General features: G+C 38.3%; 11 protein-coding genes. 6 read left to right on the forward strand and 5 right to left on the reverse strand.

Going from position 1 to position 16360, the window contains the following annotated elements; all coding sequences use genetic code 11:
• The first annotated feature begins 35 nt into the window (after positions 1 to 35).
• The 5 genes from gcvT to ND812_RS01615 all read left to right on the forward strand — a co-directional run bounded on the left by gcvT (position 36) and on the right by ND812_RS01615 (position 5933).
• A complete protein-coding gene (gcvT, locus tag ND812_RS01595; protein ID WP_265373978.1) occupies positions 36 to 1148 on the forward strand; it encodes a glycine cleavage system aminomethyltransferase GcvT in 1113 nt (370 codons plus the stop codon).
• A gap of 24 nt (positions 1149 to 1172) precedes the next feature.
• Complete coding sequence (gcvH, locus tag ND812_RS01600) at positions 1173 to 1565, forward strand: glycine cleavage system protein GcvH (RefSeq protein ID WP_135619853.1); 393 nt, start codon at positions 1173 to 1175, stop codon at positions 1563 to 1565.
• Between the two features lie 16 nt (positions 1566 to 1581).
• Positions 1582 to 4497 carry an aminomethyl-transferring glycine dehydrogenase gene (gcvP, locus tag ND812_RS01605; RefSeq protein WP_265373979.1) on the forward strand — a complete coding sequence of 972 codons (2916 nt, stop codon included), beginning with the start codon at positions 1582 to 1584 and terminating at the stop codon, positions 4495 to 4497.
• 14 nt (positions 4498 to 4511) lie between these two features.
• On the forward strand, positions 4512 to 4838 hold the full coding sequence (locus tag ND812_RS01610) for a (2Fe-2S) ferredoxin domain-containing protein (RefSeq protein WP_265373980.1): 327 nt from the start codon (positions 4512 to 4514) through the stop codon (positions 4836 to 4838).
• A 318-nt stretch (positions 4839 to 5156) separates the two neighbouring features.
• Entirely contained in the window at positions 5157 to 5933 is a 777-nt protein-coding gene (locus ND812_RS01615) for a c-type cytochrome (protein WP_265375888.1), read from the forward strand.
• A 43-nt stretch (positions 5934 to 5976) separates the two neighbouring features.
• Here the strand turns inward: ND812_RS01615 and ND812_RS01620 are convergent, their stop codons facing one another.
• The 5 genes from ND812_RS01620 to ND812_RS01640 all read right to left on the reverse strand — a co-directional run bounded on the left by ND812_RS01620 (position 5977) and on the right by ND812_RS01640 (position 15280).
• Positions 5977 to 8427 carry a C1 family peptidase gene (locus ND812_RS01620; protein ID WP_265373981.1) on the reverse strand — a complete coding sequence of 817 codons (2451 nt, stop codon included), beginning with the start codon at positions 8425 to 8427 and terminating at the stop codon, positions 5977 to 5979.
• Positions 8424 to 9071 (reverse strand): hypothetical protein, encoded by a 648-nt coding sequence (locus ND812_RS01625; RefSeq protein ID WP_265373982.1) that lies wholly within the window; start codon positions 9069 to 9071, stop codon positions 8424 to 8426. The genes ND812_RS01620 and ND812_RS01625 overlap by 4 nt, the downstream gene beginning before the upstream one ends.
• 172 nt (positions 9072 to 9243) lie before the next feature.
• On the reverse strand, positions 9244 to 10944 hold the full coding sequence (locus tag ND812_RS01630) for a hypothetical protein (RefSeq protein WP_265373983.1): 1701 nt from the start codon (positions 10942 to 10944) through the stop codon (positions 9244 to 9246).
• A gap of 37 nt (positions 10945 to 10981) precedes the next feature.
• Entirely contained in the window at positions 10982 to 14356 is a 3375-nt protein-coding gene (locus tag ND812_RS01635; protein ID WP_265373984.1) for a methylmalonyl-CoA mutase family protein, read from the reverse strand.
• A 102-nt stretch (positions 14357 to 14458) separates the two neighbouring features.
• Positions 14459 to 15280, reverse strand: a complete 822-nt coding sequence (locus ND812_RS01640) for a lysophospholipid acyltransferase family protein (RefSeq protein ID WP_265375889.1) — start codon at positions 15278 to 15280, stop codon at positions 14459 to 14461.
• 71 nt (positions 15281 to 15351) lie between these two features.
• On the opposite strand from ND812_RS01640, the gene ND812_RS01645 reads away from it, so the two are divergent.
• The gene (locus ND812_RS01645) at positions 15352 to 16359 is read left to right on the forward strand and encodes a phosphatase PAP2 family protein (RefSeq protein ID WP_265373985.1); all 1008 of its coding nucleotides are present in this window, start codon (positions 15352 to 15354) and stop codon (positions 16357 to 16359) included.
• Position 16360 lies beyond the last annotated feature (1 nt).

Here is a 16360-nt window from a genome sequence, read left to right on the forward strand (position 1 = left end):
TTTCTATGGTATAAGAGTCTACATAAGAGAATACCGTGGAACTAAAACAAACACCCTTACATTCAATTCACAAAGAAATGGGAGCCAAGATGGTTCCTTTTGGCGGATGGGACATGCCTGTTCAGTATACAGGAATCATCCAAGAACATCTAACAACTAGATCGAACGCAGGTCTCTTTGATGTGTCCCATATGGGTGAAATTTTTGTCACCGGAGATGCCAAAGATGTTTTGGAATTTTTAGAATCGGTCACCTGTAATCTCATTTCTTCCATGAGAGATGGCCAAGTGCAATACAATGCAGTTGTGAATGAGAATGGTGGGCTTGTTGATGATATCACTGTTTATAAATTCAATGATTCAAAATATATGATTTGTTCCAATGCATCCAATTATGAAGCCGTTACCAAACATTTACTTAAATATGTAAAAGGGAACGTAACTGTAGTTGATGATAGTAAAAATTGGCACCAAATTGCATTACAAGGCCCAAAAGCAGATGAAATTTTTGCAAACTACTTAGGAAAAGATTTATCTTCCATCCTTTATTATCATTTTACAGAAATGAATTGGAAAGGAGAGACAATCATCGTGTCTCGCACCGGTTATACGGGAGAAGATGGATTTGAAATCTATACATCTAACCAATTGGGTGTCACTCTTTGGAAAGAATTATTAGAATCAGGAAAAAACTTGGGACTTGTTCCCGTTGGTCTTGGTGCACGTGATACACTCCGTTTAGAAGCAAAGTATCCATTGTATGGACATGAATTGAACGCAGAATGGACTCCAGTAGAATCTGGAATCAATTTCATCGTAAAAGAAAAATCAAAACCTTACCTAGGGTATGAACGTATCATCGCAGATAAAAAAAATGGTCCAAAAGCAAAAGTTGTGGGGATCCGATTGATGGAACCAGGCGTTTTACGCGAAAATTTTCCCATTTTTTCCGGAGACGGGAAAGAAATTGGCAAATCAACCTCAGGAACCCACTCCCCAAGCCGGAAGGAATCCCTAGGACTTGCCTATCTTCAGACCGAATTCACAAAAAACCAAACGGAAGTATTTGTGGAGATTCGTGGGCAGAAGAAATTGGCTAAAGTAGAGACTGGTGCCTTCATCCAAGGCAGTGTCCGAAACAATCGCTAAACCAAAGATGTAAGGAAAAAAACCATGGCAGACACACAAGCAAAAGACGGTTATTATTATACTGAAAAACATGAATGGGTAAAAGTAGAGGGAGATGTGGCTCTTGTTGGAATCACTGACTTCGCACAAAACGCATTAGGTGACATTGTTTTCATCGACCTTCCAAAACCTGGAAAACAAATCAAAGCAAAAGATAGTTTAGGAACGATTGAGTCTGTAAAAGCAGCAGAAGATTTATATTCCCCTATCTCGGGAGAGGTAGTGGAAACCAATGCGTCTCTTGGTTCCAATCCACAATCTGTGAATGCTGAACCTTTTGATACTTGGATGGTAAAATTAAAAAACATCCAAACATCAGAGCTAGGAGGCCTACTCTCCGCTGCTCAATACAAAGAATACGTTTCCAAACTGGATTAATAGGAGTTATTTTCAAGTGAGTTCCGTAAAACCTTCATCGCCCATCCATTCCCCTTACGAAGAAACATTAGAACCAAGTGACACATTCTTACGGCGTCATGTTGGTGTGACAGAAGAAACTGTTTCTGAAATGCTTTCAACCATTGGTTATAAGGAATTGGATGATCTGATTAGTGATGCCGTACCCGAAAACATTCGGTTACGCAAGGAACTCGATTTACCAAAACCAATTGGTGAATATGCCCTCCAGAAAGATTTAAAGAAGATTGTTTCGAAAAACAAAATCTACAGATCCTATTTGGGACTTGGATACTATTCTTGTATCACTCCACCTGTGATCCAAAGAAACATTTTAGAAAATCCAGGTTGGTATACAGCGTACACTCCGTACCAAGCAGAGATTGCGCAAGGAAGGATGGAAGCACTCATCAACTTCCAAACGATGATCACAGATTTAACAGGTATGGAAATTGCCAATGCATCCCTCCTTGATGAAGGAACAGCTGCTGCAGAAGCAATGAATATGTTGTATTCTTTAAAAGAAGACAGCCAAGGAAAATCTTTCTTCGTTTCGCAATCCGTTCACCCACAAACCTTAGATGTGATCCGCACTCGTGCCATTCCACTTGGAATCAACATTGTTGTTGGTTCGTTTAAAAAGATGGTTCCTTCCAATGATTTTTTTGGAGCGATTGTCCAATACCCATCTACTGATGGAACCATTTATGATTTTAGTGAATTCATTGAAAGCCTACACAAAGTAGGTGCCAAAACGGTTGTGGCGGCTGATCTACTTGCACTCACCATCTTAAAATCACCAGGCGAAATGAATGCAGACGTTGTTGTGGGAACCACACAACGTTTTGGATTGCCACTTGGTTTTGGTGGTCCTCATGCTGGTTACTTTGCTACGAAAGAAGAATACAAACGAAATATGCCAGGCCGCCTCATCGGTGTTTCCAAAGATTCACAAGGGAAACCAGGATACCGTCTCAGTTTACAAACACGGGAACAACACATTCGCCGAGACAAAGCAACATCTAACATTTGTACAGCACAAGTATTACTGGCAGTGCTCTCATCCATGTATGCAGTATACCATGGTCCAAAAGGTTTAAAACAAATTGCCTCTCGTGTTCATAGAATGACAACCATTCTCGCAACTGGACTTGAAAAGTTAGGATACAAAATCATCTCACAACCTTACTTTGATACCATTCGAGTAGAACTTTCTAAAATCTCATCAGCAGAAATTATCCACTATGCAGAAGAAAGAGAAATCAACATTCGACAAGTTTCTGGTCACGTCATAAGCATTTCTTTAGATGAAACAACAAACATTAAGGACATCAAAGATTTACTTGAAGTCTTTAACGAAAACAAAGCCCTTCATTTTCCATTAGAAGACCTAACTTCAAAAGAAGAATGGAAAATTCCAGAACTGCTTGAAAGAAAATCGTCTTACTTAACTCATCCAGTTTTTAATAGTTTCCATACGGAAACAGAGATGTTACGTTACATTCGCAGACTGGACGCAAAAGATTTATCCTTAACCACATCCATGATCGCATTAGGTTCTTGTACGATGAAACTCAATGCATCAACAGAGATGTATCCAGTCACTTGGCCAGAACTTTCGAACATCCATCCCTTTGTTCCCGAAAACCAAACAGAAGGATACCGTACTCTTTTTAGCCAATTGGAAAAATGGTTATGTGAAATCACAGGATTTGCCGAAGTTTCACTCCAACCAAACGCTGGTTCGCAAGGAGAATACGCTGGTTTACTTGCCATTCGTAACTTCCACCAAAGCCGCAATGATATGCACAGAGACATCTGTCTTATCCCAATCTCTGCTCACGGTACAAACCCTGCCTCTGCAGTGATGGCAGGATTCAAAGTGGTTCCTGTCAATTGTGATCTAAATGGAAACATTGATGTAGAAGACTTAAAGAAAAAAGCAATTGAATACAAAGACAAGTTAGGTGCCCTTATGGTTACCTATCCTTCCACACATGGCGTATTCGAAGCTTCCATCAAAGAAATTTGCCAAACCATCCACGACAATGGTGGTCAAGTCTATATGGATGGTGCCAACATGAACGCACAGGTGGGATTAACAAGACCTGGTGATATTGGTGCTGATGTTTGCCATTTGAACTTACACAAAACATTCTGTATCCCACACGGTGGTGGTGGTCCGGGAGTTGGTCCGATTGGTGTTGCTGAACACTTAGCTCCTTTTTTACCAGGGCATAGTCTTGTCGAAAATGGATCGAATAACAGCCAGTGGGCGGTATCTGCAGCACCTTGGGGATCAGCATCTATCATTGTGATCTCTTGGGCGTACATTGCGATGTTGGGTTTTGAAGGCCTACGATATGCTACAAAAATTGCAATCCTCAATGCCAACTACATTGCCAAAAAATTAGAATCTGCCTTCCCAGTATTGTACCGAGGAAACAAAGGACTTGTAGCTCATGAGTGTATTTTGGATATGCGCGGCTTCAAAAAAACAAGTGGAATAGAAGTAGAAGATATCGCAAAACGTTTGATAGACTACGGATTCCACTCTCCAACCATGTCATTCCCTGTTCCAGGAACTCTCATGGTAGAACCAACTGAGTCAGAATCTAAAGAAGAGTTGGATCGATTCATTGATTCCATGTTATCGATTGCACAGGAAATCAAAGACATTGAGTCAGGTGTTCTTTCCAAAGAAGATAACCCACTGAAGAATTCTCCTCACACAGCAGACATGGTCATCAGTGATGCTTGGAATCATACGTATCCAAGGGAACGTGCGGCATATCCGCTTCCATGGCTTCGTTCACGGAAATTTTGGCCAAGTGTAGGACGTGTGGACAATGTGTACGGAGATCGGAACTTAGTTTGTTCCTGTATCCCGATGGAAAACTACGTCGTTTCATAAGGACTAAATCAATTATGTTTTACGAAAAACATATCTTTGTTTGCGAAAACCAAAGGGCACCCGGCGAACGGGTGTCTTGTGGAAACCAGGGTTCTATTGAACTTCTCAAATTATTAAAACAAAAAGCGGCGAAAGCAGGAATAGAATATAAGTTCCGGGTTCAAAAATCGGGATGTCTCGATCGTTGTGAACTTGGACCGATCCAAGTATCGTACCCTGAAGGCAAGTGGTTTAACATGAAATCAGAAGCTGATGTAGAAACCATTTTAGAATATTACTTAAAGACAGACCAACCAGACAAATACAACCACCTCACTGTCGCTGACAATACCCCAACCTAAAACACGACCACAGCGAACTCCTAACATGAACTTTTGTTAGTTATTTTTTTTGGCGATGTGTAGAAAACTGGCATCAAAAAGGTTTTGATGGTAGGTTGGCGTCAATGGGTGGCGGGTGGATAACCCCACCCATTGATCAGGGCGGGGAGACCAGATTCGCAACTTCCCCCCAAAATCCCACTTGACCAATTCCCCCACTAAGATCCAATTCCTCCACTTATGAAAAAAATTTCTCGAATACTCCTTATCTTTTTCGTAACGGTGATCTTAGTCCTTTCCGTTTTTGTGACTGCTGTTTATCTCATCAGCAACAACCAGATGGGAAAAACATACTCCGTAAAACCTACTCCTGTTCCTAAATTTGTGTCCAACCAAGACATTCTAGAAGGCAAACGCCTCTACCAATCTCGAGGTTGTGGTGATTGCCATGACGTCGATGGAAGTGGAAGAACTTTTATCGATGACCCCGCAATTGGAACAATTTCAGGTGCAAACCTAACAGCTGGTAAAGGCGGAATTTTAAACGATCGAACAGATGAAGAATTGGCTGTCGCCATTCGCCATGGTGTTGGAAAAAATGGACGTGCACTCATCTTCATGCCATCCACTGATTTTCATGGAATGACAAATGAAGATGTAGGGAAATTAATTTCTTATCTTCGATCTTCCGCTCCAGTGGACAAAGAACAAGGAGAGATCAAACCAGGACCACTTGGCAGATTTTTATTTGTCATCGGAGAAATTCCCGTATTAGTCTCAGCAGAACAAATCAATCATGAAACAAATCATCTTGAAAATTTAAAACCTACTGTATCGTTAGAATATGGTAAGTATGTTGCTGCTACTTGCACTGGATGCCATGGAATGAAGTTAGTCGGTGGTCCTATCCAAGGAGCTCCTCCTGAATGGCCACCAGCACAAAACATTACGAAAGCAGGACTTTCTCATTATACAGAGGTTAGTTTTATTGAATCCATCCGAACAGGAAAACGTCCAGATGGATCAGAGATCAAGTTTCCAATGCCTTGGCAAAGTTTAGCTAAATTAACAGATACAGAGCTAAAAGCACTTTGGCTGTATTTACAAAGCATTTAAAAACAAAATTTAAAATTCCCTTTTTAGAAGGGAATTAACTCGATTAATTTTCTTTTTCAAAACTCAGTTCCATTCCATTTTCAATCTCCTTAATGGATTGGAACTGAACTAACGAATTACCATCCAATACATTGGAAAGTTCTAAACTAAATCCTTTTGTTTTGATCATTTTACTGCCAGGCGTCCAAGATCCAGAAAATTGTTTGATTTCCTTATCATTTAACTTTAATTTTGCGACAAAATCTTGTCCGTTACCAGTGATTTCCATCTGCAAGTTTTGTGGGCCTAATTTTGGATTCCAATACATAGAAGTCCATTTTCCCGTAAATTGATTTGGCAATTCCTCTAGAGACATGGCTCTCTTTTTTACAACGGATTTTGGTTCATTCCAAAAAACCGAAACAAAATTAGAATCTTTGGATTCAGCACCAAACTCTGATTTGGATCGCACTGAGTATAAGAAGAGATCTCCAGATTTCCCAGGAAACACTTCTGAAAAACTTGTCTTTTTAGAATCCACACTTGAAACAAATTCCAATTTGCCGGGTTTGCCATTTTGGATTGGTTTTCGATAGATATAATACTCAAAACTATCCTTTACCGAATCCCACTTCAAACTAACCATCTTGTCTTTTCCAACTGGATTTGTGATCAATTGTTTTGGAGCAGGAAGTGTCACACCACCAGCACGTTTTGTTAATCCAGGGTCTGTTTTTCCAAATGCAACTTCACTAGGTTCCGCATAACCTAAGTCATTTGCAGAAATAACTGTATATAGAAATGATCTTCCATTTTGAATGGTTGTATCTGAATCTGTATAAGAAGTACCCGATACTTCAAATTGACCTGAAGGTTCTGCATTCTCATCAAATCGAAATAAAAAATAATTTTTAGCACCAGGAGCAGCTTTCCAATTTAACTGGATTTTGTTTGCATAATCTCCGTTCGATGCAGACAACTTACTTACTTGGTTTGGTAATAAAGACTGGTTTGCTACTTCAACGGCAATGGAATCACTCCAATCCGATGATTTGGAATTGATTACAGCATTGACACGGTAATAATTCACTTCACCTGATTTAGGAGAATTATCTACATAGTCTGGTGATTTACTTGTCCCTATGGTTTTCCATTTAAATGTTGAATCTGATTTAGCAATTGTATAGTTTGTGACACCATCAATTTCTGACCAAGCCAATTGGACACTTGTTGTATTTCCATTCGAAAAAACAACTCCACTAAGACCTACAACTTGCGTCAAATTTCCATCTTGTGTTGGTTCCGACGATGTAAATCCCTCTACTTCTAATGATGCAACTGAAACATCTTCAGCTCCAATTGCTAAAATTCGGTACGCATAAGTAGAGATTGGTGATACAGATAAATCGGTAAAACTTGGTTTGTCTGAATATGCTAAGTCGTAAAAATCAGATTCTTCCTTTCTTTGAATTAGGTAAGCGACTGCAGATTCTTGGTGTTTCCAAGTCAGTAGAATTTTATTATCAAAGTCACCTTTCGAAACTTTGATTTCAGTTGGAGCTAAAATAGGTTTTTTAGCGGGATTGACACTCACAACTGGTGTAGGTGTATTCTGTGGTGCTGGTTCATCTATGATGGCGTAAGTTTCTTGTCCAACTTTGGCTAACATTGAATAAGATACCCATCCAAATCCATTATCACCCCAGTTTGTTCCCCATGAGTTTTGTAATTTAAATGCACCTTTTTTGCCCGATTTTGATTTTTTATTATCATCATATCCCACAATTGTCATGGCATGGCCACCATAACTTTGGCCACTATTCGCATCATAAACCGTTGAACCTTTCAATTTATAAAATGCATCATCGATGATCATACCAACCATTACAACATTTTTACCAGCTAATACGCGCTTGATTTCGTCTGGATTTTTGTAATTCAATCGAGAAAAAGATTTTATTTTATAATTGAGAGCTTCTTGTTTAGATTCTTGCGTTGGTTGTGACAAATAATCTTTGTCTGTGTAAGGCATACTACTCCATGGCGCAACACCATTGGATTTTAAGAATTCCATCGTTTTGTAATAGTATAATCCTTTGTCTTCTCCCCCATTTTGTTGGTTGTAAATGAAGGCTGGTGAAAACACAAAGTTTCCTTTTCCACCAGCAAAAGGTGGATCATACTCAGTGCTTTGGCCTTTATTTTTTAAAAGATATGATTTGATCGCATAACCAGTAGCCCATGCAACACAACTATTTTGCCTTCCTTGATTTCCTACAGGAGGCATTAGGGATGATAAGTCAATTGAACTTGGTAAGTCTTCAAACGAATTAAAATCTCGTTTGAGTGGAATTGTATCTTGGACTTCTTTGGGACTGGGGATGTAACCACAAGAAAATGTTCCAGGTTTACAACCAGGGGAACGGACACTACTTGGGTCAAACTCTTCGGCGAAAGTTGTATGAAATGAGAACAATACAACTCCGAGTATTAATGATTTTATTTTCAGATTCATGGTTTCATCCTTTCTATATACTTTATAATGTTCTTTTTTTGCACCCAGTCAGGTTGGTGAATTTCTTCTAATCGATAATAAAACTTTGATTTGGTGGATCCAAATTGAAATTCTACAAAATTATAACTGATCCCAGTGATTTTTTCTTCAGGAATCTCTTCATATGGGAATTGTGAAATACCCATTTCTAAAAAACGATTCATCCATTTTTCATATTGAATTGGAGATATTGCTTTTGTTTCTTCTAACTGAAGATTCCCATTCTTCACAATTTTTCGAGTTAAGAGAATTGTTTTAGAGTCTGTCCACAGGTGGAATTGTTTTGCATACCGATATTCGGGTGCCACGGCTCCAGAACTTTCTTCCCAAACCAAATCCATTGGTTTCCAATTGCCTTTATGGTTTTTCAAATTTGGATGAAGTGATTGAATCTGTTTAGATCCGTTTTTCTGTTTCAGATTCAGATTTTGTTTAATTGTTACTGTTCGGTTTCGTTTTTTAGAAGGTCGAGAGGAAGATAAATTCGAATTGGTTTTCGTATTCACTTTTTTATGTTTCAGATTTGTTGATTGTGCAATCGGATTCGAATTTTCATCAGTAGATTCAGTTTGATCTATTGTCTCCACTGGATTTGGATTCGCCATGATTTCTCCTCCTACAATTGACCAGAAGGCCAAGGATAGAAATATCTTTACCAGAAACACCAAAGTGGATAGATTCCATCTTGTTTCCGAAAGAAAACAAGACATTTTTTTTAGTAGAAACGCCGTTCGAAAAATGGAAGAAATGTTCCAGTTCTAAAATTGTAAAACTGAATTAACTATTTCCAATCTCTGATTTAAGCCATTTTTTCTCGCCAATAGATTTTTTCATATTTTCAATGAGAGCAACAGAAATGTTTGTATTGAGTTTAACCATATCTGGGTCTTGTGCAACAAGGATCATCTCATCTATCAAATAATCAATTAGGTTCTCTATGGATTTTCGACCTGATGGATCAGTTGCCATTGCAACTGTAGCTTGTGAAATCGCAGAATAAATGGTCAAACTAATTTGTTTTGTTAGGTTTGCTTGCATTTCTTTTGGAAGTAAAGAAATGGGTTTCATATTGGCTGATACTCTTTCTGATATTTCCGTTACTAAATTCTGAACCAACGCTTGTAGATTTGGATTTTGTGCTGATTGTGCTATATTTTTTAATGCAACTTTTTTTAACTCTGTTCGGTTTTGGTCGATGGCATTTACCAATTGATCAAGCGAATTTCCTGAGCGAACTTCGTTTTGAGTTTCTGTTAAAATTTGAATGGTAACAATATCGGATATCTCTTCTTTAATGATATTTGAATAATAACGTAATGTTTTACTAATCAAATCATTTCCCAATATTTTAGTGAATTGATTGGTTTGTAACATTAAATAAATTTTATAAACACGAACTAAACGGAAAAAACGAAATTCAACAATTGGAATGAGTCCCAAAACGTCATACCAATGGTAAATAGGATATAAAAACCAAGCAATGTATGTTTTGTTTTTGATGGCTAACAACCAACTGAGTATAAACTCCGCCAAAAAGAAGAATAAAAAAGGAGCGTCTAACAATAAATAGTTGTTAACTGGAGTTCCATCCGAAGAAATTGCTCGGTAATAATTGAGTGCAAAGTATTCTCGAAAGTTTGCATTAAAAAACTCAATTTTTTGTTCCAATGATCGATTTTGGTCTCTCCAAAACCATGCAAAAGCAACAACCGTGGATGGAATTCGATCCCGATTTAAAATTGGGTCTAATTCTTGTCTTAGTTTTAAATCTCGTGCTTTTGTTTTATGTGTTTGGTATTCATTTTTAATTTTTGATTGAATATCCAAAAGAAATTGAGTTTGTCCAGACATGGCAAATGGATTATTTTCCACAATCTCTAACATTCGTTTGTCCATTTTTTGAATAATCGACAAAATTTCTTTTGATTCATTGGTCTCAATGCTCAAACGATTGATAAAAGCATATTTTTCAGAAAGTTCACTTAAAGTTGTGATTTCATCTGTCTCTTCCATCACACTAAAGAAGTCATTCAATTGGAGAAGAATTTCTTCTACTTTTTTTCGCCGAAATTGGATATCGTCGATTTGGAGTGCCGCTTCAAAACCTATATAAAGTGAATCAAATTTTTCATTGGCAACTTGTGTTTTAAGAGTTGTTAGGACTTTATAAATTTCTTCTCTCGTGTTTTTTCTTTGGTTTTCTCGAAACTCATCATCTCGCAATTGAGTAAGGTATCTAAGATCATCCACCAAATCAGTGTAAGCTGTTGTAGTCCGATGTGGCTCAATCCCTAATATAGGTTTGTCATACATAGAAAGGATTTCTGGGAATTTATGAAAATAAAATGGCCTTAAGCTTAGATAACTCAAATCAAACATGATGAGAGCCAAATTTCCCAGGACAACAAACACCATTGTGATGTCCCATAAGAGAGGAATTCCCAATTTGTGTTTTTTAATCAAATCCCAGGAAATCATAACATTACCAAGGGTAGATTTTTTCTACCCCATCCTTTTACATATTGCGGCGGTACTGACCTCCCACTTCATACAACGCATGTGAGATCTGCCCTAAAGACGCCACTTTCACTGTTTCTAGTAACTCTTGAAAGATATTTTCTTTGGCACGAGCTACTTGTTTTAATTTTGTGATCGCGGATTCCGTTTTGCCAACATTAGCTTTTTGAAATGCCTTCAAATTGCCAATTTGTTGTTGTTTCTCCTCATCTGTCGAACGGATCACTTCCCCCGGAATCACTGTTGGGGAACCATTTCGATTGAGGAAAGTATTCACTCCGATAATTGGATATTCACCAGTGTGTTTTAAAGTTTCATAGTGGAGGGACTCTTCTTGGATTTTATTCCTTTGGTACATTCTTTCCATTGCACCAAGCACTCCCCCACGTTCTGTCAATCGATTGAATTCGGTGAGAATTGCCTCTTCTACCAAGTTGGTAAGTTCTTCAATAATGAAGGCACCTTGTAATGGATTTTCATTTTTAGCAAGACCTAACTCACGATTGATGATAAGTTGGATAGCAACTGCTCGTCGTACTGATTCTTCCGTAGGAGTTGTAATTGCTTCATCATATGCATTGGTATGAAGAGAATTACAATTATCATAAATTGCATATAATGCTTGCAATGTGGTTCTAATATCATTAAAGTCAATCTCTTGAGAGTGAAGTGACCTTCCTGAAGTTTGGATGTGATACTTTAACATCTGTGAACGTTCATTGGCTCTGTATTTGAACTTCATTGCTTTAGCCCAAATCCTTCTTGCCACACGACCAATCACTGAATACTCGGGATCAATTCCATTGGAAAAGAAGAAGGACAAGTTTGGAGCAAAGTCATTGATGTCCATCCCACGGCTAAGATAATATTCCACATAAGTAAATCCATTTGATAAAGTAAAGGCAACCTGTGTGATTGGATTGGCACCTGCCTCTGCTATGTGGTATCCACTGATGGATACGGAATAAAAATTTCGAACTTGGTTTTGTATAAAATGGTGTTGGATATCACCCATCATCTTTAAGGCAAATTCTGTCGAAAAGATACATGTGTTTTGAGCTTGGTCTTCCTTAAGAATGTCTGCTTGAACAGTTCCTCTCACTTGGGAAAGAGCATCTTTTTTTAATTTTTCATAAGTTTCTTTGGGAAGGACTTCATCTCCCGTAACTCCAAGTAAGAGCAATCCCAAACCATTATTTGTTTCTGGTAAATTTCCATCAAACTTGGGAACAGATAATCCTTTTGAATCAAATATGGATTTGATTTTGGATGTTACCTCTTCTGTTTTTCCTTCCGCACGAATGTACTTTTCACATGCCTGGTCAATGGCTGCATTGAGAAAAAAAGCAAGGACCATAGGTGCAGGTCCGTTGATCGTCATGGATACAGAAGTAGATGGATCACAAAGATCAAAACCTGAATACAGTTTTTTTGCATCATCTAATGTGGCAACATTGACACCAGAGTTTCCAATTTTTCCATATATATCAGGTCGAATGTCTGGATCCTCTCCATACAATGTCACAGAATCAAATGCAGTTGACAGACGTTTGGCGGACATACCAGAACTCAAATAATGGAACCTTCGATTGGTTCGTTCCGGTCCACCTTCGCCAGCAAACATACGCGTTGGATCTTCTCCACTTCGTTTGTATGGATACACACCTGCCGTATATGGGAAAAAACCTGGAAAGTTTTCTTGGTAAGACCATTCTAAGATATCACCCCAATCCACAAATCGTGGGGTGGCAATTTTTGGAATTTTCAAATGGCTTAATGATACAGTATAATTATCAACTTTGATTTCTTTGCCACGGACAAAGTAAGAATATTGTTCCTTACGAAAAGATTCAATTTTTTCTGACCAAGTTTCTATGATATTCCTCGAATCAACAGACAAGGAATTCCAAGTAGTTTGATATTCAGATTCCAAATCTATTACTGATTTTCCTTTTTTGGAAAGTAAGGTTATAGCACCTTTCAGTTGGTAGGCGGAACGAGCAAGGTCTGACTCTTTTTTGATCCATTCCGCATTTCGATCAATTTCTTCTTTGATTTCTGTTAAGTAACGAACACGGTCTGGAGGTAAAACAACAGATGCTTCTCTTCCAACTTGGTTTTTTTGGTATTTTGATTTCCAATCTAATTTTGATTTTTGAATCACTACTCCCATCAAATGAGCGTACAATTCATCTGTTCCTGCATCTTGGAATTGCGATGCAATCGTTCCAAACACTGGCATACTATCGACGGAATCATTGAATAAATTTCGAGAACGTTGGTATTGTTTTTTAACATCTCGTAATGCATCAAGGGCACCACGTTTATCAAATTTATTGATCGCAATCACATCCGCATAATCGATCATATCAATTTTTTCCAATTGAGTGGCCGCACCATATTCTGGTGTCATTACGTACAAAGAAACATCTGCCACTTCTGTAATTTCAGAATCACTTTGCCCAATTCCTGCTGTTTCCACAATGATAAGGTCATAACCAGCAGACTTTAAAATTTGAATAGCCCCTTTGACACTTCGGTTTAGAGCAATGTTTGCTTCTCTTGTCGCAAATGAACGCATGTAAACCCTTTCATTAAAAATGGAATTCATACGAATACGATCTCCGAGCAGTGCACCACCTGTTTTTCGTTTGGAAGGGTCTACCGATAAAATTGCAATGGTTTGGTTTGGAAAGTCATCCAGATAACGACGAACGAGCTCATCCGTTAATGAAGATTTTCCAGCTCCACCTGTTCCTGTAATCCCAAGTACAGGAATCGTTTTTTTGGCAGGTGGAAATTCCAAGTTGATTGAATACTTAGTTTTTTCTTGTAAAAGAGAAAATTCCATCTGTGTGATGGCTTGCCCTAATGCTAAATAGTTTTTCTTTTGAATGTGTGACGCCAAATCTCCGTTAAATGATAGTGGTGTTGGGAAATCAGATTGTTTGACCACATCATTGATCATACCTTGAAGTCCTAAGGTACGACCTTCATCAGGTGAATAAATATGAGCAACACCGTATTGATGCAAAATTTGAATTTCAGAAGGTAAAATGGTTCCGCCACCTCCACCAAACACCCGTATGTGGCTTGCCCCTTCTTTTTTTAACAAATCAATCATGTACTGGAAGTATTCTACATGGCCACCTTGGTAACTGGTGATCGCAATTCCTTGAACATCTTCTTGGATGGCACATTGGACAATTTCTTGGACACTACGGTTGTGTCCTAAGTGGATCACTTCGACTCCACTTTGTTGTAGGATCCTACGCATGATATTAATGGAAGCATCGTGTCCGTCAAAAAGGGAAGCCGCCGTCACAAAGCGGATTTTGTTTTGAGGGAAGTATGTCAGAATTTCGGTGTCCATAGAGAACAACGTTCTATGAGCATAGTCCTGGATTCAATTGGAAAATGTGACGAGAATGACATAACTACTCAGATCATGCCATATTTTCGTTAAAAGTCCAAACTAAAGGATGGATTCTGCCTGTTTCATCAATTCTCTCACTTTGTTTTCCAAAATTTCGGTGAGTTCCTTGGCGGCTTTTTTCTCAGGGCCAGTCGGAAATTCTGAAGGTGGAATGGGTTTTCCAATCTGGTAACGAATCTTTGTTTTGAACGCATCCCCAGTGAGAAAAGCCTTGGGTTTTGACATATTTGTCGCACCCACAATCCCAGATGGAATGATGGGAACACCTGCACGGATCGCTAGTTTTGCAGCCATGGCACGAAAGGACTGTAATTCTCCTGTTTCGGAACGTGAACCTTCCGGGTAAATGGAAAGCAGTTCTCCCTCTTTCATGAGGTCTACCATATAGTTCTCTAGTTTTTCATAGTATTCCATCGCAGCTCGTTTGTCCATTTCTGACTCTTTCGCGGCATTGCGAATGATGGGCATACTCCCCCAATTGATTAGATTTTTTTTCACCACACTTCCGAGTGAGTTCAATAAAATCTCAATCACAGGTTTTGTGAGACTGAGGGGTGGGTAATGAAATGGTGAGTTTTTATGGTTGATAATGGCCATAATCTCTTCTTGGGGATGGAAAAGTTCATATTTTCCCAAATAAACAATCTTACGATCCGCAAAGGCACCTTGGACAGGAATGTCCAAATAATCGGTATGATTGGAGATAATGAGAGCCCCACCTGATTCAGGGATATTCTCGGAACCAGCTACTTTTACGTCATAAATGAGCTCTAAAAGGTTACGGAGGATGGTTTTTGGCACCTCACGAGGAATCACAAACAAACTTTCTAAAATATCAGCGGGATTTTGGTTAGGTTCCATAGAAACATCACATATTTGAAAATAAAACTTTATGAAATCAAGTTCGATTTTCATCTTAGATGGAAAATCCTATGAAAGAACTCTTTTTAGCCGAAACATCCCCATGGTTCTCATCAGGTCCACTCGATGCCTTACACATCTTGGATCCATCCCTAGGAGGAATCTTTTTTGCGATTTCTACCATCTGCCATTATTTGGGTGGAAGTAGTTTTTTCCTTGGTCTTATCTCTTTTGTTTATCTTTATTACCGACCAAAACTTGCTTTTGAACTTTCTTTGGGTTTACTGACATCAGGGATTGCCGTTTCACTGTGCAAATTCTATATGGAAAGCCCAAGACCATTCCCATATCCAGAAACATTTGATGAAAAAGCGTTTGGGTTACCTTCTGGTCATGTATATTCAGCGATTGTCGTATGGGGTCTGTTAGCGTATCGTATTCCCAAATTATGGTTTCGAATTTTGTCTATACTCATCATTTTGTTTATGCCATTTTCCAGAATGTATCTAAGAGTACATTATTTAGGGGACGTGACTTTAGGATTTGGTTTGGGTGTTTTACACTTAATCATTATTTTATTATTATTAAATAAATATTACACAAAGAAAGCAGAATCGTTTCTGTTTACAAACCAATATAGAACCTTAGGTTTATTGGGAATTGTACTTACTTTGCTACCGATTACACTTGATTCTCCTTTCTTAACAGAGGAACACCACCATAGTTTATCTGGAGTTTTGATGGCGAGTGGTGCTCTAGGTGGATTTTGGCTTGGAATCTTATTTTACCCGCGATTTAGCAAAAAAGAATTTTTGAATTGGAGTATGCCCACCATCAATTTCCAAATCGGCTCCGAAGTTTTTTCAGTTTTTTGGAAAACATTTTTTGTAAGACTTTTCATCTTGGTCATTGTGATGGCATTGTTTTATGTAATCCCTGGAATTTTGATTAAACAAACAGTTTGGAAAGATGATTTGTTTCTAAGATACATTCGTTACCTAGTGGTTAGTTTTGCATTGGTATGCATTGTTCCAATTGTTTTACAGAAGATTCAAAAAGGAAAGTTTTTGCAAAACTAGT

This window comes from Leptospira limi (assembly GCF_026151395.1).
GTDB classification, from domain to species: Bacteria; Spirochaetota; Leptospiria; order Leptospirales; family Leptospiraceae; genus Leptospira_A; species Leptospira_A limi.